Annotated in this window: 17 protein-coding genes and 1 tRNA gene; 8 read left to right on the top strand and 10 right to left on the bottom strand. The window is 48.9% G+C overall.

What is annotated here, in order from left to right; translation table 11 throughout:
- Window positions 1-78: 78 nt before the first annotated feature.
- From H6629_12910 to H6629_12875, 8 genes are all read right to left on the bottom strand, one after another.
- Window positions 79-243 carry a hypothetical protein gene (locus tag H6629_12910; GenBank protein ID MCB9068694.1) on the bottom strand — a complete coding sequence of 55 codons (165 nt, stop codon included), beginning with the start codon at window positions 241-243 and terminating at the stop codon, window positions 79-81.
- 68 nt (window positions 244-311) lie between these two features.
- Complete coding sequence (locus H6629_12905) at window positions 312-2,489, bottom strand: T9SS type A sorting domain-containing protein (protein MCB9068693.1); 2,178 nt, start codon at window positions 2,487-2,489, stop codon at window positions 312-314.
- 72 nt (window positions 2,490-2,561) lie between these two features.
- On the bottom strand, window positions 2,562-3,494 hold the full coding sequence (gene rbsK, locus H6629_12900; protein MCB9068692.1) for a ribokinase: 933 nt from the start codon (window positions 3,492-3,494) through the stop codon (window positions 2,562-2,564).
- A gap of 34 nt (window positions 3,495-3,528) precedes the next feature.
- The gene (locus H6629_12895) at window positions 3,529-4,551 is read right to left on the bottom strand and encodes a PorV/PorQ family protein (GenBank protein MCB9068691.1); all 1,023 of its coding nucleotides are present in this window, start codon (window positions 4,549-4,551) and stop codon (window positions 3,529-3,531) included.
- Window positions 4,552-4,809: 258 nt separating this feature from the next.
- Window positions 4,810-6,771 (bottom strand): hypothetical protein, encoded by a 1,962-nt coding sequence (locus H6629_12890; GenBank protein ID MCB9068690.1) that lies wholly within the window; start codon window positions 6,769-6,771, stop codon window positions 4,810-4,812.
- Window positions 6,772-6,935: 164 nt separating this feature from the next.
- Window positions 6,936-9,875 carry a carboxypeptidase-like regulatory domain-containing protein gene (locus H6629_12885; GenBank protein ID MCB9068689.1) on the bottom strand — a complete coding sequence of 980 codons (2,940 nt, stop codon included), beginning with the start codon at window positions 9,873-9,875 and terminating at the stop codon, window positions 6,936-6,938.
- Window positions 9,876-10,030: 155 nt separating this feature from the next.
- Window positions 10,031-12,931, bottom strand: coding sequence for a TonB-dependent receptor (locus H6629_12880; protein MCB9068688.1), 2,901 nt, complete (start codon window positions 12,929-12,931; stop codon window positions 10,031-10,033).
- A gap of 193 nt (window positions 12,932-13,124) precedes the next feature.
- Window positions 13,125-14,186 carry a LacI family DNA-binding transcriptional regulator gene (locus H6629_12875; protein MCB9068687.1) on the bottom strand — a complete coding sequence of 354 codons (1,062 nt, stop codon included), beginning with the start codon at window positions 14,184-14,186 and terminating at the stop codon, window positions 13,125-13,127.
- 226 nt (window positions 14,187-14,412) lie between these two features.
- Here H6629_12875 and H6629_12870 point away from each other — a divergent pair, with 226 nt between their 5' ends.
- From H6629_12870 to H6629_12835, 8 genes are all read left to right on the top strand, one after another.
- Window positions 14,413-16,137 (top strand): sigma 54-interacting transcriptional regulator, encoded by a 1,725-nt coding sequence (locus H6629_12870; GenBank protein ID MCB9068686.1) that lies wholly within the window; start codon window positions 14,413-14,415, stop codon window positions 16,135-16,137.
- A 243-nt stretch (window positions 16,138-16,380) separates the two neighbouring features.
- Complete coding sequence (locus H6629_12865; GenBank protein MCB9068685.1) at window positions 16,381-16,761, top strand: NifB/NifX family molybdenum-iron cluster-binding protein; 381 nt, start codon at window positions 16,381-16,383, stop codon at window positions 16,759-16,761.
- Window positions 16,762-16,801: 40 nt separating this feature from the next.
- The gene (locus H6629_12860; protein ID MCB9068684.1) at window positions 16,802-19,078 is read left to right on the top strand and encodes an NADP-dependent malic enzyme; all 2,277 of its coding nucleotides are present in this window, start codon (window positions 16,802-16,804) and stop codon (window positions 19,076-19,078) included.
- A gap of 122 nt (window positions 19,079-19,200) precedes the next feature.
- On the top strand, window positions 19,201-19,599 hold the full coding sequence (locus tag H6629_12855; GenBank protein MCB9068683.1) for a hypothetical protein: 399 nt from the start codon (window positions 19,201-19,203) through the stop codon (window positions 19,597-19,599).
- A 144-nt stretch (window positions 19,600-19,743) separates the two neighbouring features.
- A complete protein-coding gene (locus tag H6629_12850; protein MCB9068682.1) occupies window positions 19,744-20,211 on the top strand; it encodes a hypothetical protein in 468 nt (155 codons plus the stop codon).
- A 64-nt stretch (window positions 20,212-20,275) separates the two neighbouring features.
- Window positions 20,276-20,653: a response regulator gene (locus tag H6629_12845; GenBank protein ID MCB9068681.1), complete on the top strand. Its 378-nt coding sequence runs from the start codon at window positions 20,276-20,278 to the stop codon at window positions 20,651-20,653.
- Window positions 20,654-21,029: 376 nt separating this feature from the next.
- A complete protein-coding gene (locus H6629_12840) occupies window positions 21,030-21,473 on the top strand; it encodes a hypothetical protein (GenBank protein ID MCB9068680.1) in 444 nt (147 codons plus the stop codon).
- Window positions 21,474-21,767: 294 nt separating this feature from the next.
- Window positions 21,768-22,712 carry a hypothetical protein gene (locus tag H6629_12835; protein MCB9068679.1) on the top strand — a complete coding sequence of 315 codons (945 nt, stop codon included), beginning with the start codon at window positions 21,768-21,770 and terminating at the stop codon, window positions 22,710-22,712.
- A 124-nt stretch (window positions 22,713-22,836) separates the two neighbouring features.
- Here the strand turns inward: H6629_12835 and H6629_12830 are convergent.
- Together H6629_12830 and H6629_12825 are read right to left on the bottom strand one after the other, a co-directional pair.
- Window positions 22,837-22,918 (bottom strand) — tRNA-Leu (locus tag H6629_12830).
- A gap of 109 nt (window positions 22,919-23,027) precedes the next feature.
- Entirely contained in the window at window positions 23,028-24,230 is a 1,203-nt protein-coding gene (locus tag H6629_12825) for a DUF4105 domain-containing protein (GenBank protein ID MCB9068678.1), read from the bottom strand.
- Between the last annotated feature and the right edge of the window lie 60 nt (window positions 24,231-24,290).

Genomic DNA, 24,290 nt, shown 5'->3' with positions numbered 1-24,290 from the left:
AATGCAAATCGATGATCTTTCCAACGTGTTGTTTTTGTGTAAAAAAGGTTGAGCCACCGGAATCGAATCCGGTGAGTTTTACAGGGAGATTCCCGCCTTCGCGGGAATGACATTTTTTGTCACTCCTGCGAAGGCAGGAGACTCCTGCTCAACCGGCAATATTTCAAAAATGATCACAAAAATCAAACCGGCAACGTCCGGCGCGGCGGATGCGTAATCGTAATTTTCAGGGTCGCCGGACATTCCGGTTGCATTATTGCACCGGCAGATCCGGCCAATAATTTGACCGGATATTGCCAGTGTCGGGGAGCTTATTTCAGTAACAACATTTTCCGTGTTTGGGAAACGTTGCCGGCAGTCAGGCGATAAAAATATACGCCGCTGCTCAGGTTTTGGGCGTTGAAATCCACCGAATAATCACCGGCGGAGTGGACGCCTTCAACCAATGTGGCAACTTTTTGACCGAGCGTGTTCAACACATCCAGCGTAATTTTGGTATTTTTGACCAATTGGAAATTGATCCGCGTGCCGGGGTTGAACGGGTTCGGGTAGTTTTGTTCGAGTGTGAAATTTTCGGCAATCTGGCGGTCGTCATCGGCGATGCCCACAACCAGTTCGTTACGATAAATCGTCAAACCGTCGGCACGTTCCGCGACGTATGCCAGACCGTTTTTCGCGGTTACGCCACGGGCGATCGGCGCATCGTCAAAATAGGCGACTTCGGTCGGATTTGCCGGATTCGAAATATCGAACACCCGCAAGCCGTATTCTTCGCAATTCAGATACGCAAAATTACCGTCGATGGACGCGGTGCCATCCCAACTGCCACCGGAAAAGGATTTGCCAACTTCCACCGGTGCATCGAGATTGGATAAATCGTAGATTCTAAGTGTATCAAAATCATGCACATAGGAATAATTGCCGTTTACTGCAAGTCCGGCGGTTCCGTTTGCCAGACCACCGCTTTCGCCTTTCGCAGCCGGGGCGGCGGGATTTGTCACGTCGAAAAACAGCACATTATCCCAACGGGTGATGGCGGCAATATTGCCAAAAGCAGCAACGCCTTCGCCGTAAAAAGCGGATGACGACGCCACCCAAACCGGGCTGGACGCGTTGGTTGCATCGATCACCGCCAAGCCGGAATCGCTGGCAGCGACATACACATAATTGCCGCTGATGGCGATGCCACGGGCGCGCGGCGTTGCGATGCTGGTGATTTCTGTCGGCGCAGCAGGATTGGATACATCCACCACACGCACGCCTTCATCGCGATCGGCGATAAACGCAACGTCATCTTTTACAACCACTTCGCGGGCATCGCCGGGTGTGTCGAATTGCCCAAGTTCGCTGATATTCGCCGGATTGGACACATCCAAAATCCGCAACCCCGCAGAGCCATACGCAACGTATGCTTTATCCCCGTCAACAAAAGTACTGAATGCGGTGCCGTCGGCTGCCGGCTGAACCGTCAACTGTCCGGAAACCGTCATGCTCACGGGATTCGAAACGTTTACCGCTATCATCGCGGATTGTGCCGCGCAATAAATGTGACCGGTCGGCGTTCCGCCGATGGTGATGGCGCCAAACCAGATTTTCCGCACGCGGTCGCTGGTCGGCAAAATGCCAACTTCAACCGGTGAAGACGGGATGGACACATCCAGCACCCGCAACCCGGAATCGCCGTTGGCGACGTAGCCGTAATTACCGTCGAAAACCATAAACGCGGTACGATTGCCCGTATCCACCCAGTTTGCCTGCGACGGGCTGGCCGGATTGGTAACGTTCACTACCTGAATCCCGAAATCGTATTCGCAAATGTAGGCATAGCCGGAGCGGACGTTGACATCCTGATTCCAGCCGCCGGAGAATGAGGGGATCTGGCTGACCAGCACCGGTGCCGCCGGATTGGAAATATCGATAATGCTGGTTCTGCCGCCATGAGCCATATAACAATACGGCTGGGAAATCACCACGCCTTCGCCCCAGGACAGCGTATCAATTGCCGAAACCCAGGTCGGGTTGGCGGGATTGGAGATATCATAAATTTGCAATCCTGCGCCGCCGGCAGCAACGTAGGCATAATTGCCGCTGGTTGCCACGCCTTCCGCAGTGCTGGATAATGCAGCATTACCAACCAAACTCGGCGAGGTCGGGTTTTGCACATTTATGATGGATAAATTTTCGCCATTCGCCACAACCAGATATTGGTTGCTGGAAATGGATGTCCGAACGAGATCCTCAACCAGTTCGGGAACATCCACGCTGGCCAGTTTCAACGGGTTAGCCGGATCGGAAAACGCGGTGATCTGCACCTTGTTTCCAACGCCGTAATAAGTTACCGGTCCTGCGGCAAACACGGCTTTAATTTCTCCCTCTCCTTTTCCCCAGTTGCCTTGTTTGGTGATATTCAAAGCCGATTGTGCAGAAACAGCACCCATCATGCAGAACATGACCAACAAGGCTTGCAAAAATCTGTTACGTAGTTGCATAGAACGCCTCCGGTTAATTGTGTGATAAATATTAGAGATGGCTGATCAACCATCGCAATAGAAGACAGAGCCCTAACGGGCGATCGAATAATTTTCACAAAAACTTTCAATTTCAGAAAAATGCGGTGCGGCAGCCTGTGCACCGTTTTTGGTTACGGAAATTGCCGCAGCCGCAGCCGCGATATCCAGCACTTCGCGCATGCTGCGGTCGGCATTCAAAAAAGCGGCGAGGCAGCCGTTGAACACATCGCCGGCGCCGGTAGTATCCACGGCGTTCACCTGATATGCGGGCACGCAGAACATGCCATCGCGACCGTGCACAAAAACCCCTTTTTTGCCGAGCGTGATCAACACATCTTTTACGCCTTTGTGCTGCAGGCTTAGCGCGGCGGTGGTCAGCGATTGGTCATCTCTGCAGGAAATACCGGTCAGCATTTTCGCCTCAACAATATTTGGGGTGATAATGTCCACCAGTTTCAGAAATTCCGGGCTGAGCGGCTGTGCCGGCGCCGGATTGAGAATGACTGTCGTTCCGGCTGCGGCGGCAATTTTTGCTGCAGCCATCACCGTTTCGATGGGTGTTTCCAGTTGCAGCAACAGCACATTTGCCGCGGCGATGGCATCTGCGGCGAGCGCCACATCCGCCGGGGAAAGCTGCGCGTTCGCGCCGGGCGCGACAACGATACTGTTTTCGCCGCTGTCATCCACCACAATCCATGCCCGTCCGGTTGCCGATTTCTCATCGCGAATGATAAAACTTGTGTCGATACCTTCATGTTGCAAATCGGCTAACGCCTGCAATGTCAACGGATCGGTGCCCACTTTCGCGACAAATGTGACTGCAGCACCGGCACGCGCCGCCGCAACCGCCTGATTGGCGCCCTTTCCGCCGGAACCGCTGCTGAAACCGCTGCCGATAATCGTTTCGCCCGGCGAAGGAATTTTTCGCACCCGAATGGTTTGATCGATATTGTAACTGCCCACCACGACCACTTTATTCCGCATATGTCACCACCACTTCTCAAATCCTCGTTTTTGTCTATAACGAAAAACCCAATGAAAGAAAATGCGCATTTTCCAGCGCCCCGAAATTCAGGTATGCATAGTTCACTGCGCCGCTAAATCCGCTCTGGTTATACAAAAATCCTGCGCCGATGGAAAAACCCTGCTCGTCATAATTGAAGCGATATCCGCCGCGCAGCGAAAATATTTCCTGAAAGGTGTAATCCATCCCGAAGTGATATTTTTCCGGCCCGTCGTTGGGATGATCGCCCTCGAAAACCACGGTCAGCAGGTGCGGATCTTCGGTATTTTCGAAAAAATCCATCGCGACGCCGGCGCGAAAATCGATGGGCATGCGCACATCCACCGGCTCCCGCTGATATTCCTCGCTCCACCCGATGATGTGCGAATCCGGCCCGAAATTCCGGGCGGTAATTGCCAGCCGCAGCGTGCGAAATCCGGTGTAATACATCGTCCCGAAATCGATCGACCAGTTGGACATGCTCAGCTCGGCAATTTTTTGCTGAATCCAGCGCACGTTCCCGCCCAGCGACAGCCGGTCGGTAATTTGCCGGGAATACGAAACGCCCGCGGCAATATCCCGCGCCGTAAAAAAGTTGCCGGTAACCATCGCCTGCGTGCGGCTGTCGTCGCCGGGAATGGCGGCGTTGACGGTTTCGGGAATATCGCCGTAATCCAGACTGACCAAACTGATGGCAAAAACGCCGGTGTTGCCCGCATTCCACGCCAGCGCAACGGATTGGTGGCTGATATCCGCAATCCAGTTGACGTTGTTGAACTGCACATCCAGCCGCCGCACACCGGTCAGCGATGCCGGATTGCCGAACACGGCGTTGGCGTTTTTCGGGGAAATGGCGGTTGTTGCGCCGCCCATCGCCGCCGGTACGGGATCGCCGTTGATTTTCAGAAATTGCCAGCCCGACTGCCCGACCCGTTCGATATTATTCGGCTCAATCCCGGATTGCGCACCGGCAAATCCCGCCAGAAACGGGAGCATCAACAGCGTGAAAAAACAATGTTTTAAAGCGATATGTTTCATGGATGTTACTCCGGATTATTTGCTGAATACTGCAGCCATCTTCTGTTATCATTTTTTATGCCGCGAAGTCGCAACGTCCGCAAAGAACAATATACTTTGAATGCGAATCCGCATTTTCCCGGTCATTCTGAGCCGCAGGCGAAGAATTCTGGTTTCGCAACAGCGATATTCTTCGGGCAAAAAACGCCCTCAGCATGACAGTGAATATTGTGGTTCATAAAAAAACCTTTGCGTTCTTAGCGACTTTGCGGCAACCAATCATTTAATAATGGCAAACTTGCCGATATGCTTTTCGCTTTCATGCCCGGGCACGCGGGATTCCACCATAAAAATGTAAACCCCCGGCGCGATGCCCAGCGCCCATTTATTGAGTTGGTAATCCAGTTTGAGAATGCTGCCCCATGCGGCAGAACCGCTGCCGTCGTCGTGGGAAAATTCCTGCACCAGATCGCCGGTCAGCGTATAAATTTTGATGACGCAGCGCCCCGGAATCCCGATAAATTCGATGCGATTGCCCTCGCCCTGCCCCAACAATCCGCTGTTTTGGCGGAAGGGATTCGGCACCACATACACTTCTTTCGGGAACTGCTCGTTTGGCGCCCGCAGCGGATATACCGGGAAGCGGTTGTTGTTCACTTTGCCGCTTTCGTGACCGTCCGTATCGTAAGTGGTAACGCAGTAATAATTGCCGACGCCGTTCGGCAGATCGTCGTCCACATATTGCACCATGCCGTTGACAATTTCTGCATCAGCTTTGGGGATATCCGCCACCAGCGTCCACGGTCCGATGGTGAAATAGGTTGAGCGGTAAATCCGGTATCCGGCGAAATCATTTTGGCGGGTGGACGGATCGACGTAAGTGTCCGGAACCGGCGGCCACTCGACGGTGATTTTTCCGGCGTCGGTGGTCAGGCGCAGGCTGTTTTCGCCGTTGGTCGGCGTCATCGGCGGATGGTATTCCGGCATGTAATTGTTGGCGAACAGCCGTTTTGCCGCAGCCACATTTTTCAGCATCGAATCGAGCGAAGCCACTGCCATCAGGTCGATATTCTCCACACCACCTTCAACAATTTTTTCGCGGCTCATTTCGCCCATAACTTCTGCAAAAACAATGCGTTTGGTTTCGAATGGCGACAGCGTAAGCGGTCCCACAGAAACCAGAAATTCCGGTCGTCGTTCGTATTTGTTGCCGCCTTCGCCACCGGCATCGCGGGCATCGTCCCAGGACATTTTGGGCTGCTGGTGGGTGAGCACTTCCAGAAATCTGGCCGGTTGATCCACGCCCTGAATGAACATCACATCTTCGCGCGGCGCGCCTTCGGTAACGCCTTGCCCAACGTGTTCGAGAATGTTTTGATACACGTTTCCATTGGCGGAATCCAGCACAATCACGGTGAAGTGACCGGCAGCATCCAGCTCGTGCTGGCGGGAACCGGCTTCCCAGATGTCGCGGGCATCGCCGATATCGCCGCGTTCCGGACCAACGCCGTTGCTCCACTGCACCGGCTCCTCATCCTCAAACCGGAAACTGCGGTGATCGTAAAAATAGAACAGGTGATTTTCATCGTTCCAGCCGAATTTCTCGTCGCCGCGAGTGCCGGATCGCTGGGTGAGGCGCACGCCGTAGCGCATCCCGAAATAGAGATTTTCCACAATAGTGATATCAAAATTGGTGATGGTCACTTCGTGAATGATAAAATCGTCGTATTCCGGATAGCTCCACACCATGCTGCGCCGGGAGAGATCCAGTTCCAGCCCGTTAACGTGATGACCGCCGGTAACGATTTCCTCGCCGGCAGTGGAGAGATTTTCGAGATTGTAATTCCTGGTGAGAATCGCCTCTTCCAGCGGAAAAACGTGTTCGCCGGAGGGGAAAAACCGCGAGTTCAGCGTGTACGAATAGGCAATGTTATTGCGCTCGCCGTAAATGGCGTAACCGGCTGCCTCTGCGTAGTTTAGCGCGTCGTCGATGTTCGGGCCTTTGGAATAGCCCGGATAATCCAGCGTGTGAAACGCGTTGGAAGTTTCCACCGGATCGCCGTACTGGAACGAATTCCAGAGCGTCGCCCACAATTTGCCGCGTTTCAGGGTTTGTTTGCCCCACACCACCTGGGCGTGGCTTTGGGATATCGGCAGCAACAGCAGCAGCGCAGGCAACAGCCATCGCAAAACAGTGCCCTTTTTGGGAAGACAGGCGTTGCGCAAAACGGATAATTTCATCGGATCTCCTTTAATTCCGGAAAACATTTGATTGCTTTTTTTTCACTTCAGCGCAGCATTTGGTAATAGAGATTCCTGCCTTCGCGCCAAAGGCGCTCCTTCGGAGCAGGAATGACATATTGTGTTTTTTCACCGCTGTGCGCTCAGTGCATCTGCGGCAATTCTCAAAAATCGAGTTTCAACTGCATGTAAATCTGGCGCGGCGGCACTTCGTAGGTGTACCAACCCCACACATCCGGTTCGCCGGAAAACCAGTTTCGCGGCAGGCGATCTTCTTCGGATAAAGCGGGATTTTCCTGCCAGCGCGTCATATCATCGCCATACAACAGGCTGTAAAATTGCCAGTCGAACACGTTGCGGATGTCCGCGCTGAGTTCTGCACGGATGCCGTACCAATCAAAACCTTTGGATAATTTCAAATTAAGCTGGTAGTAATTGAACCAGCGGCGATTGTTCGCACGGGTGGAAATATCGCCCGGCGGGTGGTAGGTGTAGGGATGCCCGCTGCGCCACCAGAAATAGGCAAAAATATTCAGATCGCCGAGCGGTTTCGTCCCGAAAAATTCCGGGCCGGAACCCGGTTCCAGATATAAATTGCCCCACGCTTTCACGCGGTGATAGCTGCTCCAGTCGCCTTTGTTTTCCCGCAAACCTTTGGGGACATCCAACCGGGTGGAGCCTTCTTCAAACAGACGGCTGAAACCGGTTTCGCCGGCGAAAGACCAGTAAATATCGTGGCTGACACCAACATTGAACGGCTGCGGAAAGTGGGTATCCAGCCGCGTTTCGATGCCGCGAACATCGGAATAGCCGGAGTTGCTCAGCATCAGCGGTTTGGTGTTGTCGTAAATTGCGCCGTAAACTCCGGTGATCACGCCGGCTTCGCGATTGCTATCTTTGTAATAACCTGTGAAATCCAGCTTAAACCAGCGTGAAAAATTGTAATCAATGCCCAACTCCGCCTGAATGGTGCGCTCAAATCCCAATTTGGGATTGCCGTACCAGCCCTGCCATTCTTCCATATAAGTGATCTGGTTGGCGTACGGATCGAGCGCGGTGGACATATCTTCCGTAAAATTCACGAAGGGCATGCCGAACATTTTTGTCCATGAGGGACGCTGGTAAAAATGCCCGTATGAAAAGTGCAGCACGGCGTTTTGGCTGATCGGGTGGGCAACGCCCAATCGCGGGGCAACTGCCACCTGCAAATCGGTTGCTTCCCTTTCCGGGTTGCCGGGAATGCCGAGCGGCTGATCGGGATCATGTCCCGGTGTGGTTGGCTGGATAGCCAGCGGATCGAACATGTTTTTCGGTGCATCGCGGTTCTGGTCAAAAAAATCCGCCCGGACGCCAAGGTTCAGCACCAGCCCGGAATATTCGATTTTGTCCTGCAGATAGAGATGCCCTTCGTAGGGCGTACCGTCAAAAATATTCACAAAATTGCGCCGGCTGCCGCCTTCGTACAACCCGTTGAAATGCTCAAAATGGAAATCGTAATAGCGGAATCCCACACCCGCTTTCATCAGGTGATTTTTGGTAATCTGATTGGTATAATCGCCCTGCATCGCATACACTTTGCTGGAATTTTTGTCCCAGGTTTGGTTGTAACCCTGTTGCAAAAAGCGATCGATCATCATTAATTCATCATCGCGGGTGGAGAAAAGCGTATCCGGCAACATGTTGTTGCGGTCGGAGCGATCCATTTTGTCGCGCAGGTAACTGAGCGTAAATTCGTAAAATGCGTTCGCATTCAAAATGTGGGTGAAGCGCCCGTACACCTGCGTCCAGCGACGTTGCTCCGGCCAGTGGCGATAAATTGCACCATACGGATTGTATTTGGCGCGGGCGTACTGCTCGTCGATGCGCATCGGCGCAGACCACAATGCCTGCTGCGCAGATTCCAGCGTGTTCATATTCGCAGAACGATAATCGGAGCTTTCCCAACCGCCGAAAAACCCACCGATGCGCAGCTTTAAGGATGTGGAAATATTATAGTTCAGGTATCCCTGAAAATTGAATTCCGGATTGTAGGGAATCGCCTGCGGGAAGATGCCGACGCCATGTTTGTATCGCGCGGAAGCCAGAAAACTGAGCTGCTCGTTCAAACCGCCAAAAAGCGTGCCTTCCAGCTCGTATTCCGGGCGATCGGCGTAATTGCCGAGCGTATCGTTCGGGGTGATCTGCTGACGCCAGCGGCTGAGCAATTCTTCGGGATTTTCCCCAAAAAATTCGCTGTTGTTGTTTTGCGATTCCGCCGTCCAGTATTCGAGATCAAAGTGTTGGTAATCGTAATTGGATGTGCTGTAAAAATTCGGTCCGAAGTGATATTTGCCCGCCGGACGAAACCGGGAAAGCAGCGTGCCTTTCACGCCTTCCGCCGATTCTTTGGAAACGACATTGATGATCGCCGTACGCGCATCGCCGTATTCCGCGTTGTATCCGCCGGTCAAAACGGAAATTTCCTGAATGGTCGAGGTATTGAATCCGGTATAATTGTCGGACATTAACCCGCTGTTTACACTGAGGTTATCCAGTTGATACAGCGCCTGGACACTCGAACTGCCGCGAATCAGCGTCTGGTTTCGGCCGCGTTCCCACGCCGCATCCGGCACGGTGGAAAAAATCCCGGTTTGCGTTTCCAGCGCTTCGCTGACGGTTCGCGCCCACGAGCGTTCCAGCAATTCGGTGCCGATCACCTGTTCGCTGGCTGTCACATCTTTTTCGATGATCGGCCGGTCCGCAGTTACGGTTACGGTTTGCCCTTCGATAACTGCCGGCGCCAGTTTGATTTGCATTCGCGTAGTGCGTCCGGCTTTCACCAGAATATCAGTGTAAGTGATAATTTTGTAGCCAATATACGAGCAGGTGACGGTGTACGTACCCGGGTGAATGTTGATGATAAAAAAATCGCCGTCAGCATCCGTTGATGCGCCGGTTTGCAATCCTTCGATTTCCACATTCGCACCGACGAGCGGCTCACCGGTCTGGCTGTCCGTCACGTTTCCGGCGATTTTGCCTTTGTCACCCGCAAACGCCGCAGCGCCAACGCACAGCAGCAGCAGGAAAAAACGCCCGAATTTCGGCATCAGTTGAAGAACGCGCATAAATGGACCTCGATAAATTGTGCTGACAAAGTCAGATTTTGTTGTTTGCCAAAAAGCAACGCAGAAAAAATCCGGTTCGCATATCTGCAAACCCTACATCGTTCTGATTGCTTTCGTAGGGAACGCATATATGCGTTCCGCAATGGCAAATTCTCCTAAAAATCAATTTTGAACTGCAAATACGCCTCACGCGGCGGCACTTCGTAGGTGTACCAATTCCACACATCCGGCTCGTTGGAATAGCTGTTGCGCGGCAACCGCTGTTCGTCCGGCATGTTGGGGTTTTCGTGCCAGCGAATCAGATCGTCGCCATACAGCCGCCGCAAAAATTTCTGGTTGAACACATTGCGAATGTCCACCGACAACTCGCTGCGCACATTCAGCAAATGGAACCCTTTTGAGATTTTCAAATTGAGCTGGTAATAGCTGAACCAGCGGCGGTTGTTCGTTTTTGTAGAAATATCGCCTGGCGAATGATAGGTGTACGGATCACCGCTGCGCCACCAGAAATAAGCGTTCACATTCAGATCGCCAAACGGATTTGCGCCGAACAATTTCGGGCCGCCGCCTTTCGGCAGATACATATTTCCGGTCAGTTTAATTTTGTGGAAATTATTCCAGATGCTCTCGCCGCTGCGCAATCCTTTGGGCACGTCGATCAAATCCGAACCCGGTTCGTAAAGTCGGCTGAAACCCACTTCGCCGCTGGCAGACCAAAAAATATCGTAACTTGCATCGAAATTGAACGGTCCGCGCAAATGCGAACCCAACGACATTTCCACACCGCGAACATCGGAATAACCGGAGTTACTGACCATCAGGGCTTTGGTGGTGTTGTAGGTTGCCGCGTAAACGCCGGTGATTACCGTGGCTTCGTTGTTGCCATCTTTGTAATAGCCGGTCAGGTCAAATTTGTATTGATTGGCAATGTCGTAATCGATACCCAGTTCGTATTGCACGGTGCGTTCGTAACCCATTCCGGGATTGCCGTACCAGCCGTGCCATTCTTCCATATAAGTGAACTGGTTGCCATACGGATCGAGTGCGGCGCTGTCGCTTTCCGTGTAATTTACGTAGGGCAAGCCGAACATTTTTGTCCACGACGGACGCTGGTAAAAATGACCGTATGAAAAATGCAGCACGGAATGCTGGCTGATCGGGTGGGAAATGCCCAATCGCGGTGCGAGCGCCATTTTCAGGTCGGTGTCCACCGTTTCCGGCGTGCCGGGAAAACCGAGCGGCTCCTCCGGATCGTGCCCGGGCGTACCGGGCTGGAACGCCAGCGGATCGAACATATTTGCCGAAGCCTTGCGGTTTTGGTGGAAAAAATCCATCCGCAATCCGGCGTTGAGGATCAGCCCCGGAAATTCAATTTTATCCTGCAGATAAACATTGCCTTCGTACGGTTTTCCGTCGAATAAATTCACAAGATTCCAGCGCGCGCCGCCTTCGTGAACGCCCATAAAATGCTCGTAACTGAAATCGTTCTGTTTGAAGCCGAACCCGGCTTTCACCAGATTGTGTTTGTCGAGCTGGCTGGTAAAGTCCCCTTTGAGCTGGAAAACGCTGCTGGATGTTTTATCCCACGCATGAAAATAGCCCTGTTTGATGTATCGATCGACCATCATAAATTCGTCATCGCGGCGGGAATAGAGCGAATCCGGGATTCTGCCGTAGCGGTCGGAGCGATCCATTTTATCCTGCAAATAGCTCGCGGTGATCTCGTAAAATGTTTTCTGGTTCAACACATGCGACAGCTTCAGATACACCTGATTCCAGCGCCGTTCTTCCGGCCATTGCAGATAAATCGCGCCCATCGGGTTAAATTTATGCCGGGAATACGGCTGGCTCACCTGCATGGGAATCAGCCAGGCAGATTCCTGCGCCGATTCCAGCGAATTGAAATTCACAGAAAGATTGCCGGAGCTTTCCCAGCCGCCGGTAAATCCGCCAACACGAATTTTTAAGCTGTTGTTTATTTTGAAATTAACGTATCCCTGAATATTATGTTCGGGATTAAAGGGAATGGCTTGCGGATAAATGCCCACGCCACGTTTGAATCGCCCGGAAACCAGAAAATTCACCCGATTGCTCAACGCACCGTAAACGGTTGCCTCGGTTTCGTATTCGGCGCGTTCGTTGTAATTGCCCAGCGTGTCGTTCGGGGTAATCTGGCTTTGCCACTGGCTGAGCAGCTCTGCGGGATCCTGCTGAAAAAAGCGGCTCAGCGGGTCGTTGGATTGATCCGTCCAGTAATCGAGATCGTAATTGGTAAAATCGTAATTGTCCCGGCTGTATAAATACGGTCCGAAATGATAGGTGCCCGCCGGTTTCATCCGACCGAGAAAACTGCCGTGAATGCCGGTGATCGATTCTTTTTCAACCACGTTAATAATTGCAGAACGTGCTTCACCGTATTCGGCGTTATATCCGCCGGTTTGCACGGAAAGCTCCTGTATCGCCGAAAGGTTGAAACTGGTATAATTATCAGACACTAAGCCGCTGTTTACACTGAGGTTATCGAGCAAATAAACCGCCTGCAAATTGGACGATCCGCGAAAAGTGCCCTGAAAAACGCCGACCTGCGTTTCCAGCAATTCCGGCAACGTGCGAATCCACGATTTGCGGATTTCCTCATCGCCAACCACCTGTTCGCTGGCGGTCAAATCTTTCTCAACGATATCGCGCTGCCCGGTGACGGTCACTTCCGCACCCTCAATAATTGAGGATTCCAGCGTCGCATTCACCACAATTGTGCGATCCGTAACCACCAAAATACCGGTTTTGGTGAGTGTTTTGTATCCGACGTATGAAAATGAAACCGTGTATCTGCCCGGATGCAATCCCAGGATAAAAAAGTAGCCATCTGCATCGGACGATGCGCCGGTTTGCAGTTCTTCCACAATAATATTAACGCCCACCAACGGATCACCGGTTTGGGCATCGGTTATGGTTCCGGCAATTTTGCCGCCGGTTCCTGCGAGCAGCACAGCGGTGCCCGCCAACAGCAACACTATTGCCAAAAGAACAGATGCACTATAAATATTTTTTCTCATCAGACAGTCACCAAAATGGATGTATTCAATTGTTTTGTCGCGTTTTGTAACCATGAGTCATGCGATCAAATTAGAACAAACGTTTGCGCAAACAGCAAATAATTCAAGGTTTAGCATCCTTAACAAATTTAAACAACTTGATTTTTTAAAAGGAAAAATGCTCAGCAATTATCGCGGCTAAGCCATGCACAGGTTAGTGGTTGCTGTTTCCCGAAAATGAATTTGCTGAAACCGGGACCGGGTTAAAGTTTTTAACAGACGCCCGCTTAACCAACTGGGATTTAAGAATAATGCGTTGTTTTTCGGTTGCATTTTCGCCGTTCATGGCATCGATGAGCATTTTTACGGCAATCTCGCCCATCAACTCTTTGGGCTGGCGAACGGCGGTCAACGGGGAAAAAAGGAATGGCGCAAAATCGGTATCGTCGAACGAAACGATGGAAATATCATCCGGAATCTTGTAATTGTCCTCGACAATCGCCTGCAACGCGCCCAATGTAATCAGGTCGCTGGTGGTGAAAATCGCCGTCGGGCGCTCCTCCAGATTCAGCAGCAGCTTGGTTTCGATATAACCGGATTCGCGGCGGTAATCTTTGCCAACAATATATTGCGATTTCACTTCGATATTGTTTTCCCGCAGCGCATCAAGATATCCGCGCATGCGCTCTGTGTTCGTGTAAGTATCTGGTAAACCTTGAATTATGCCAATTTTTTTATGCCCGCACTCAATCAAATATGCAGTCGCCAGATACGCGCCTTCGTAATTATCCACCACAACCGAGCTGGTTTGCAGCGCATCAAAACAGCGATCCAGCAGCACCAGCGGATGTTTTTTGCGGATCAACGTTTCCAGATGGCGGTAATCCGTACCCACCGGCATCACGATAAATCCGTCAATCACTTTGCTTTTCATCAGTTCAATTTGCTCGATTTCCGTGGAAAGATCTTCGTTGGTGTTGCAGACGATCAGGCTGTAGCCCATTTCGTAGGCTTTGGTTTGGATCACCCGGGTGACGTATGCAAAAAACGGGTTGGAGATATCCGGCACGACCAAACCGATTGTATGCGATTTTTTGAGGCGCAGCCCCTGCGCCATTTTGTTGGGACGGTAATTCAGCTCCTCCGCAAAATGCAAAATGGTTTCTTCGGTTTTCGGACTGATGCGATATTTTTTGGCTTTTCCGTTCAGCACCCGCGAAACGGTTGACAGGGAAACACCGGCTTTTGCGGCAATATCGTGAATGGTAATTGACATTTGCTTACTTTTATTTTGTGCCAAGTTTTGCGCAATCGTTTGAGCTATTTTACAAATTTGCATCCGCATTGTCAAGATTATTTTCGGGGAAGCGCGATTTTTCGCAGCGCTCAACAGAAAAGCACCGCCTGTCTGATTGCAACAGTGCATCACTACGGGCAGTTCAGAACCCTTTTGAAAATTGCGGGCAGCTCTTTATATTCATTTGAATATTAAGTGTGGAACCATGAAAAAAACAGAAATTCCCCCGGAAGAAGTTGTTGCGCCGGACGGCATCATCGTTATCGACCGGGATAAAAAAATCATCGCTTTCAACGAGGCAGCCCAACGGATTACCGGTTTTGCCGAGAAGGAAATTATATTCCGCGATTATCAATTTCTGTTCAAAGATACGCCCTCCGAAAACAGTTTCACCGAAGATGCGCTCACAAAAGGGCAATCGTTTTCCAATCTTTCTGTTAACCTCGTAAATGCAGACGGGCAAAAATTCAACGTTTTAGCCTCCATCACGCCGCTGAAACCGCCGGGAAAACCGATTGTCGGCATCGTTTTCGTTTTCCGGAACACTCAGGAAATGGCTTATCTGACCCAATCGCTGCGCGAAAAATCGCTGGAAATATTGAACGAGCGGAACCGGCTGCAAGCCATTTTCAACAGCCGGCTGGAAGGCACTTTTACGATTGATAAAAACTGGATTATCACCTCATTCAACGTTTCGGCGGAACGTGTTACGGGATATTCCGCAAAAGAAGCGGTTGGCAAACGCTGTTGGGAAATTTTTCAATCGAAGGTATGCCGGAACGGTTGCCACATGGAATGCACCATGCGGGATCGCCAATCGACAGACAATCACGAACTGCAAATTATCCGCAAAGATGGCCGGCGCGTTCCCGTTCGCGTCAATTCCGCACCAATGTTTGACGCCAACGGCGTGCACATCGGCGGAGTGGAAACCTTCCAAAATATCACCGAAATCAAAAATCTGACAACCCATCTGGAAGAGCGCTACCGTTTCGAAAAAATTATCGGGCGCAGCAAATCGATGCAAAAAATTTATGAGCTGATCGACAACGTTTGCCATACGGACAGCACCGTTTTGATCACCGGTGAAAGCGGAACAGGAAAAGAACTGGTTGCCCGGGCAATCCATTTGAACAGCGAGCGCAAACCCGGACCGTTTATGGTGCTCAACTGCAGCGCATTTGTGGAAACGTTGATGGAAAGCGAGCTGTTCGGGCACGAAAAAGGTGCATTTACCGGTGCCATTCGCAGTAAACCGGGCAGGTTCGAGCTCGCTCACAACGGCACATTATTTCTGGATGAAATCGGTGATATTTCGCCGGCGGTGCAGGTGAAGCTGTTGCGAGTGCTGGAAACGCGACAGTTTGAGCGGGTCGGCGGTACCAAATCGATCAAAGTTGACGTTCGCATCATCGCCGCAACCAACAAAAATATGGAAGACGAAGTGGCATCCGGGCGATTCCGGGAGGATTTGTATTACCGCCTGAATGTAATCAACATCCATTTGCCGCCGTTGCGGGATCGAATGGAAGATATTCCGCTGCTGGTTGAGCATTTTATGGAAAAATTTCGGCGAAAATTTAATAAATCGATCCGGGAAATTGCGCCGGCGGCGTTCCGGATGATCCAGAATTACGATTGGCCGGGCAACATCCGCTCGCTGGAAAACGCGCTGGAACACGCCTTTGTGCTCTGCCACGACGCAGTTATCCACCCCGAATGCCTGCCGGAACGATTATGGGATAAACAGTTGAAATCGGATTTGCTGGTCGAACCGGTAGCCGGGGACGATCCGGTGCAGCGCGCCGAAAAAACCCATATCGAAAATACGCTCAATCAATTTCACGGGCATCGCGGGAAAGCGGCGGAAGCGTTGGGAATGGACAAAAGCACGCTTTGGCGAAAAATGAAAAAATACGGATTGTCGTGATAAGCAGTAGAGGCAATTCATGAATTGCCTCTACTGCTGACAACCTTTTTTTATTGCTTTCCGAAAAATCATTGCAAAACACCATTGCAAAAATGCAACGATTCCACCCAAAATCGTGCAACATTGCAAGCCCCGCAATCCCTCCATTTTCTGTAACTCCATAAAAATATAGCGTTACCGCTGTTGGATTTTCTGGCACTGTATTGGTTTCATTCAGGTATTGCAAAAACAAAAGGCATGCGAATGAAGGTTGCCATTTCCGTTTCAGAAAATCATCTGTCTTCACCTGTCGAACTTCAATTTGAGCGCGCTGCATATTATATCATTTTCGAATTAAACGGGTCTGCTCAAACAACATCCAAAATTGTGCACAACCCGAACGCAACATCGATGAACGATAACGGCATTTTGACGGCGCAATTGCTGATCAATCTGGGCATCGATGTGTTGCTGACCGGCTGGTGCGATCCCAACGCGCTGCGCGTTTTCCAGAAAGCTAAAATCCCCATTTACAAACTCGTTCCGGGATTTGCCCACGACATTATCGATGCATATAAAGAAAATAAATATAAACTGGATGAGTTGACAGATTTGGGTCAGGACGATTCATCAACATCATTCTAAAACCAAAACCATACGAGCCAGATGCTTATAAGGAGTAATTATGAACTACAGAGACGAAGCCCTCGAATATCACCGAAGGGGCAGACACGGGAAAATTGAGGTAAACACCACCAAACCCTGTGTTACCCAGCGCGATTTGTCGCTGGCATATACGCCCGGCGTTGCAGAACCCTGCCGGGAAATTGAAAAAAATCCGGATGAAATTTTCAATTATACTGCCAAAGGGAATTTGGTGGCGGTGATTAGCAACGGAACTGCGGTGCTGGGGCTTGGCGATATCGGGGCGGGCGCCGGTAAACCGGTGATGGAAGGCAAGGGCGTGCTGTTCAAACGATTTGCCGATATCGACGTGTTTGACCTGGAATTAGACACTCACAATTCGGACGAAATTATCCGCACGGTAAAACTGCTGGAACCTACTTTCGGGGGTATCAATCTCGAAGATATCAAAGCGCCGGAATGCTTTTACATCGAAGAAGAGTTGAAAAAGCAAATGAATATCCCGGTGTTTCACGATGACCAGCACGGTACCGCGATCATTTCCGGCGCCGGTTTGCTGAACGCGCTGGAAATCGTCAATAAACGCATCGAAGATGTCAAAATTGTTTTCATGGGCGCCGGTGCGGCGGGCATTGCCTGCGCCAAATTTTACGTTACGCTGGGCGCAACGCTGGAAAATGTGACGATGGTGGATAGCAAAGGCGTTATCTACAAAGGGCGCACAGCAGGCATGAATCCCTATAAAGAAATTTTCGCGAAAGAAACCGACATGCGCACGCTGGAAGACGCGATGAAAGGTGCGGATGTGTTCGCTGGCGTTTCGATTGCCAATGTGCTGACCCGCGAAATGGTGCGCTCAATGGCAGATCGCCCGATTATTTTTGCAATGGCAAACCCGGACCCGGAAATCACTTACGAAGAAGCAAAAGCCGCCCGCAGCGACGTCATCATGGCGACCGGTCGCAGCGACTATCCCAATCAGGTGAACAACGTATTGGGATTTCCCTTTATTTTCCGCGGTGCGCTGGACGTCCGGGCAACTTCCATCAACGAAGAAATGAAAGTTGCCGCAGCCAAAGCACTGGCAGCACTGGCGAAAGAACCGGTGCCGTTTTCTGTGATCAAAGCCTATCGTTCGGAACACATCGAATTTGGGCCGGAATATATTATTCCCAAACCGTTCGACCCACGTGTGCTGCTGTGGGAAGCATCCGCAGTTGCAAAAGCGGCAATGGAAACCGGCGTTGCTCGCGTAAACATCGATCTCGATGAATATAAAGAAAAGCTGGAAGACCGGTTGGGCATGTCCCGCCACGTGATGCGCAAGTTTATCAACAAAGCGAAAAAAGCACCCAAACGCATTGTTTATCCCGAAGGCGAGCACGATTCCATTTTAAAAGCTTGCGAAATTATTCTGGATGAACAACTGGCGCATCCGGTTTTGCTCGGCAGACCGGAAGTGATCGAGGAAAAATTAGCCAATTTGCATCTGGATATTTCCAAAGGCATCGAGATTATTCATCCGCCAATTTCACCGAATCTGGAGAAATACGGCGATGCGCTGTATGATTTGCGGAAACGCAAAGGCGTTGTGAAAATGGAAGCGCAACGACTTATCCGCAACAACAATTATTTCGCAACAATGATGTTGAAATTGGGCGACGCCGACGGCTTGGTTTCCGGGCTAACCCAACAATATTCGGATGTGATTCGTCCGGCGTTGCAGATTATCGGCATGCGTCCCGGCGTCCGGAAAGTTGCGGGATTGTATATGATGATGATCAAAGATCAGATCTACTTTTTTGCCGACGCGACAGTGAATGTCGAGCCGAGCGCGGAAGATCTGGCAGACATCGCGATTCTCGCCAACAGCGAAGTGCGCCGGTTGGGTGTCGATCCAAAAATCGCAATGCTCTCGTTTTCAAACTTCGGCAGCTCCCGGCATCCGCTGGCTGAAAAAGTCCGGAACGCCACAAAACTGGTCCGGGAACGCGGATTGGATATTCTCATCGACGGGGAAATGCAGGCGGATACCGCAGTCGTTCCCAAAATTATCGATGAAATATTCCCGTTCAGCGATTTGGCCGGAAAAGGTGGCGCCAATGTATTAATTTTCCCCAATTTATCCGCGGGAAATGTGGCTTACAAACTGTTGCAGCGACTCGGAAACGCCGTTGCAGTGGGACCCATTTTGATGGGAATGGAAAAGCCGGTTCACGTACTCCAAATCGGTGATTTTGATGAAATTGACGTGGTTTACATGACCGCCATCGCGGTTCTGGATGCGCAAAGCGAAAACGATCCGCTCTCGAACTAATGCTCTGCCGTCACGCCCGATTGAATTCAATTGGGCGTGACGGTGATTTTCATCCGGTTTTTTGTGGCGTAGATAAAAAAGCATTACACATATCTGCAAAATTAACTGACCGGAGGTTTGAAATGAGTATCATCAGAAAGTTTATCGGACCAAAATCGAAGTATGACAAAAGCCTGCCATTCATGTACGAAGCATGCATTGACGTGCTTTACGGACAAGGCGATGCGCCCGTTTACAATTATTATCAGTGCGATACAGTTTGTGGACTGATCGAATATCTGGATGAAAACGGCATCGCTCCGGAAGATGTCCAGCTATACGGCATTTACTCCGGGAAAAAAATTCAACTCGACACAAATTACTGCACCAACATTGAAGGCGAATGGCTCCGGCGACCGGAAATTTGTATCGCGCTGGAGGAACATTTCAGGGAAACTTTAGAGGCGCAGTACAAAGGGCACCGCGCATTTGAGGAATGCGATTTCGATGACCGGGATCGCACAGGCGGCGGACCTTTTTAGCCGGCGGATACCGGTTATCATGTTTCGCGGTAACCATTTTCCGCCAATTAATTTGCGGTATTGAAACAAACGCTTTTTCACATAAAGTGAAACGAACCAAATGACACTATCGTTAAATATAGAAAAACCGGAGCACTTAAAACGATGGAAAACCTAACCCTTCTGTTGCAAGAACATCACAATTCAATTATTGCAGAGGCGATGCATGCCATCAACCGCACCCATCTGAAACATTACGAAGCCGAAGGCCTGGAAAAAACCCAACAACGATTAAAAAAGCTTTACGACTTGACCCTCCAAAGCGTGATCGAAAAGAATTTGGTATCGTTGGTATCTTTTGTGGAAACTATCGCCAAAGAGCGTTACTCGCGTGGTTACGACCTTTACGAAGTTCAAACAGCTTTCAACGTTTTGGAAATTGCCATCTGGAACAACATTTTGAAACATTTACAACCTGTGGAATATGCAGAAGCGTTGGGTTTGATCAGCACGATTCTCGGTGTCGGCAAAGATACACTGGCCAGAACTTATGTTTCGCTGGTCAGCAACAAAAACACGCCATTCGTCGATTACAAAGCCCTTTTTGAAGGCTGTGTGGATGATTGGCATTAACAAATAACGGGATCAGGAATGATCTTTGGGTAAACTTTTCCCAGAACAAAAAACGGGGTGTATTATGAAAAAAGTGTTGATCGTCGAAGACGACGCTGCCCAAAGAGTGCTTTACGAAATGGAAATATCGGACATGGGTTACGAAGTAATTTTAGCCCGCGACGGGCTGGAAGCCGTGGAAAAAGTAACCAGCCAAAAACCGGATGTGATTATTCTGGATTTAATGCTGCCAAACATGCACGGGCTGGAAGCATTGCGAAAAATGCTCGGCATCAACGCCTGTTTGCCGGTGATAATCAACAGTGCTTATTCGCATTACAAAGATAATTTTATGAGCTGGGCAGCAGAAGAATACATTGTTAAATCGGCTGATTTAAGCATGCTGAAAAACGCAATCAAACGGGTGTTGTCATCTGCAAAAGCGGATATTGGTGTTCATTAGCTGCATAATCCGCTAAAAAAATACCAAAAAACGACCTCCGAATTGTGTATGGTTGATTGGCAAAATTGCTGAAAACGCAATTTCGAACGAAATCTGTATTGCCAAAAGCTCAATATTTGATTATTTTAACCTTTAGAAAAGGGCAAATTGCAGCAAAATTTTAATCGGGTTGGGTTGATTACGGCTGTTATCCACCCTCAATGCTTTCAACAATCATCACTCAAGTTCATCAGAAATCCGATTTCGTTCTTCATTTTCGAATGATCTTTCAGAAGTTGAATCCATACCTCGTTGAAAAGAATTCTGCATATAGTATAAAATGATCATGCCGATTAATCTATGAACAAAGCTGGTTAAACTTCCGGAGATATTTTTTATGGCACCTCAATTCAGAATCACATTAATCTATTTCATTTTTGGGATTTTGTGGATTTTGCTCTCGGATACTGCGGTTGAATTAATGTTCTATTCGCTGAAATATGTGACCATTGCTCAAACCTTCAAAGGCTGGTTTTATGTTATAATCACATCCGCGATGCTTTATTTTTTGATCAAACGGAACATGGACCGGGTCTCAGAAAAAGAACGTGAAAAAAAGGAAATTTTTGTAGCTTCAATTCGCTCATCACAACACATTCTCAACAATTTTCTGAACGCGATGATCAATTTTCATATGGATGCGGAAGAATCGAAGGCTTTAAATGCAGATGCATTAAAAGATTTGGAGGACGCGATTTTTAAAACAAAATCCAAATTGGCACAACTCGGCGATATCACCGAAGTTGAAACAACAGAAATCGAAAAATTCATGAAAAAATAAACTGGCTTTGCGCCATCTGTAGTTTCAATCCCACCCTATAGTTGAACACGAACTATCGCATATTTTTGCCTTTTCACCACATGATAATTGATATCCGTTGACCAAACTGAAGTCTATTCCTCGCCGATTCATCATCTTAAAAAAATGACATTTTAATAGCATTTATACTACCAAAGCTGAACCGATTTATTGGTATTTTCAGTTAGCTTGAAAAGCTTAACAATTATTGAGCCCAATAATTGTTAAACCAACAATAACTGCAATTAGCATACGTAGGCAAATAAAAGATATATGATGATGTCAAACCTGGAGTTTCTCAAAAAAAAACTTATCGACGATATAAAGTTTATAAACCGCGCTATTTTGGACATTTATCCAATAACAGATTATTTTTACTGTTTGAATTACAATTCAAATAACCATAGCTACAATCATGTACCGCCTGAAGCCAAAACTTTTGCCGAAAAAATTGTTCAATCGGGCACTGAAAGCATTTTGGAGTTGTATAATCAGTTTGTTTTAGTTGAACTAATTTCAAAAAATTCATTATTAATCGACAGCCAGCCACTGCCAAAGAATATTAAACATTTATATTCAAAAGATTACCAACGCATAATCAATAGCATTATCACCAAATCAGATAAACTAAGTTACTATTGCTCTTTCACGGATGAATTTCTAAAGGATTTGGGCATATGTAAAAGAAACATTATTCCGGCAGGCGCTCAAAAAATAAATCTTTACAGCGTACCAAAGCGATTTATCGTTCAGGATGGTTTCAAACAATTTATGAAAGGAATCTCATTTGCATCAATAAAATTAGGCGGTTTTAACCGAATTTATGAGATGCATACACACTCACATGATCCGAATTTAATGGCTGAGTTTTGTCCTGAAGGGTGGGAACATTTTTATCTGAACGTTGCAGAGCTGCTAGAGTCAGACAAATTAATAAGGGGTATATATGGTGTCTCATGGTTTTTTGATCCACAGCTGGCGGAAGTGAGCCCAAGATTGACCTACTTACAACAGTTTCCAGTTGAAAATGGCGCCCAACTTTTTAAAATAGGAATTTCAGCTAAAGCGATTGACTTTGCTACAGCAACTTCAAAAACACGTAAACAACTGTACGATGAGGGGAAGTATATCCCTAAAGATTATATGCTAATCTGGGATCGGAACAGTTTGATTAAATGGGCTAAAAGTCGATCCGAAATAGCAGAGGAGACTGTTTACTAAAAGTAACGTGACAATTATCAAAACCCACCTCTACTGAACGAATTAAGTTATTACCCACACATGCTTATAAAAAAAGACCAGTTAAGCTGTTATTTTAACAGGGATTAACCAGTCTTTAGTTTCGTACCCGGGAGAGGACTCGAACCTCCACGCCTTTCGGCACATGATCCTAAGTCATGCGTGTCTGCCAATTCCACCACCCGGGCATCTGTTTTTTGGCGAGGCAAATTTAGCGTCAGGAAAATGGCTTTACAACCAAAAAATTGAAAAGCGGCTGTCCCAATCCAACCATTTCTTGCGATTTGGTCAGATTGATCATTTGCTCAACCACCAACAACGCAACACCAACGCCAAAATAAACGGGATATTTGCCTCGTGCAAATCCTGCGGCAAAAAAGCCCAACCCGCCAGCGCCAAAACCAGAACACCGGCGAAAACCATAAAATAGACCAGTAACTGTTCCCGCATTTTTGGCACAAAAAACAATCCGAAAACAATCAGATTTGTCGGCCATGCCCAAACCAAATTCCAGTTATTTACTGTTGTGGTATGATCGGTGGCAAACCATAGCAACAGCATGACCACACCCATCAATCCGTTCAAACCAAACAAGCCATAATCGATCCAGCTAATTTTTGGTGATTGTTTTTCGCGATATGCTCGAACTGTCATCCATCCGCTGAGCGCAAAAATAAGCCACATAATAATAGCCATCCATGGCAACGCGGTTTTTGGATGCTCGGAAAAATCTGTCCAATATATCGTATCGAACTGCGCCACCAGCGGCTGCCACTCACCGTTAATCCGTATTTCTCCGTTTTCAACAGCTTCGAACAAATAATCCGGTAAAAACATTGCTTCATAAGCCGATGCCGGATTGTCCGTTTTCGCACCCAACGCCAGATCGATACCGTAATCGCTAAACGGTAAACCCGTCAAATACAAATCGATATATTCCCGAAACGTCATGTGGCGGTCGGGATTTTCATAAAGCCGCACATCATCGCCGAGCGTTCGTTCAAAAACATCGCGAATCCGCGTTGCACAGTTATCAAAAAAGAAATCGTATCGATAGCGTCGATTTTCCGGCAAATGATTCCATTCCAAAAACTGAAACAGATAATCCCGCATCTCCGGTGTTACGTTCAGCTTTTGTTGAAAAATCGAGCGTTGCTCATCGATGTAGGTTTCTTCCGCCCATTTGTAACGATACGCGGATAACAAATAATCCAGTTTCCCCCGGCAAAAATTGAGGTAAAATCCAGGTTCGTCGAAATCAAAGGTGCCGTAATTATAAATCCGGTCGAGATTTTGGGATTTATCGACCACCCGAAAAGCGCTGTGCCCAAATGTGGTGTACAGTTCGTTTCCCGGCGAAACCGTGATCAGCGAAATCGTCGCGCTATCCGTTAACGCGTGCGGCTGTGCGGCAACGCCAAAAGGAAGCAGAAAAAAGACAAAAAGTAAAAAACCAAAGCGTTTTCTCGGGAGGATAAATAGTGGTGCGGTTCGGTGCATGCGGCTCGTTCGTCGGTTAATTGTAATTTTTTGGTTGAAAATATCGCGGAAAAATGGAAC

The organism is Calditrichia bacterium (genome assembly GCA_020634975.1).
Taxonomy (GTDB): domain Bacteria; phylum Calditrichota; class Calditrichia; order RBG-13-44-9; family J075; genus JACKAQ01.
Note: the sequence above shows the minus strand (reverse complement) of the source record. Positions and strands in the feature narration are given on the sequence as shown.

What these genes read in the sequence shown, in the direction of transcription:
- H6629_12875 (MCB9068687.1), bottom strand. Translation starts at nt 14,186, where the DNA reads ATGTCAATTACCATTCACGATATTGCCGCAAAAGCCGGTGTTTCCCTG.
- H6629_12885 (MCB9068689.1), bottom strand. Translation starts at nt 9,875, where the DNA reads ATGCGCGTTCTTCAACTGATGCCGAAATTCGGGCGTTTTTTCCTGCTG.
- H6629_12840 (MCB9068680.1), top strand. Translation starts at nt 21,030, where the DNA reads ATGGCACCTCAATTCAGAATCACATTAATCTATTTCATTTTTGGGATT.
- H6629_12890 (MCB9068690.1), bottom strand. Translation starts at nt 6,771, where the DNA reads ATGAAATTATCCGTTTTGCGCAACGCCTGTCTTCCCAAAAAGGGCACT.
- H6629_12905 (MCB9068693.1), bottom strand. Translation starts at nt 2,489, where the DNA reads ATGCAACTACGTAACAGATTTTTGCAAGCCTTGTTGGTCATGTTCTGC.
- H6629_12860 (MCB9068684.1), top strand. Translation starts at nt 16,802, where the DNA reads ATGAACTACAGAGACGAAGCCCTCGAATATCACCGAAGGGGCAGACAC.
- rbsK (MCB9068692.1), bottom strand. Translation starts at nt 3,494, where the DNA reads ATGCGGAATAAAGTGGTCGTGGTGGGCAGTTACAATATCGATCAAACC.
- H6629_12845 (MCB9068681.1), top strand. Translation starts at nt 20,276, where the DNA reads ATGAAAAAAGTGTTGATCGTCGAAGACGACGCTGCCCAAAGAGTGCTT.
- H6629_12865 (MCB9068685.1), top strand. Translation starts at nt 16,381, where the DNA reads ATGAAGGTTGCCATTTCCGTTTCAGAAAATCATCTGTCTTCACCTGTC.
- H6629_12825 (MCB9068678.1), bottom strand. Translation starts at nt 24,230, where the DNA reads ATGCACCGAACCGCACCACTATTTATCCTCCCGAGAAAACGCTTTGGT.
- H6629_12835 (MCB9068679.1), top strand. Translation starts at nt 21,768, where the DNA reads ATGATGTCAAACCTGGAGTTTCTCAAAAAAAAACTTATCGACGATATA.
- H6629_12910 (MCB9068694.1), bottom strand. Translation starts at nt 243, where the DNA reads ATGTCCGGCGACCCTGAAAATTACGATTACGCATCCGCCGCGCCGGAC.
- H6629_12870 (MCB9068686.1), top strand. Translation starts at nt 14,413, where the DNA reads ATGAAAAAAACAGAAATTCCCCCGGAAGAAGTTGTTGCGCCGGACGGC.
- H6629_12850 (MCB9068682.1), top strand. Translation starts at nt 19,744, where the DNA reads ATGGAAAACCTAACCCTTCTGTTGCAAGAACATCACAATTCAATTATT.
- H6629_12880 (MCB9068688.1), bottom strand. Translation starts at nt 12,931, where the DNA reads ATGAGAAAAAATATTTATAGTGCATCTGTTCTTTTGGCAATAGTGTTG.
- H6629_12855 (MCB9068683.1), top strand. Translation starts at nt 19,201, where the DNA reads ATGAGTATCATCAGAAAGTTTATCGGACCAAAATCGAAGTATGACAAA.
- H6629_12895 (MCB9068691.1), bottom strand. Translation starts at nt 4,551, where the DNA reads ATGAAACATATCGCTTTAAAACATTGTTTTTTCACGCTGTTGATGCTC.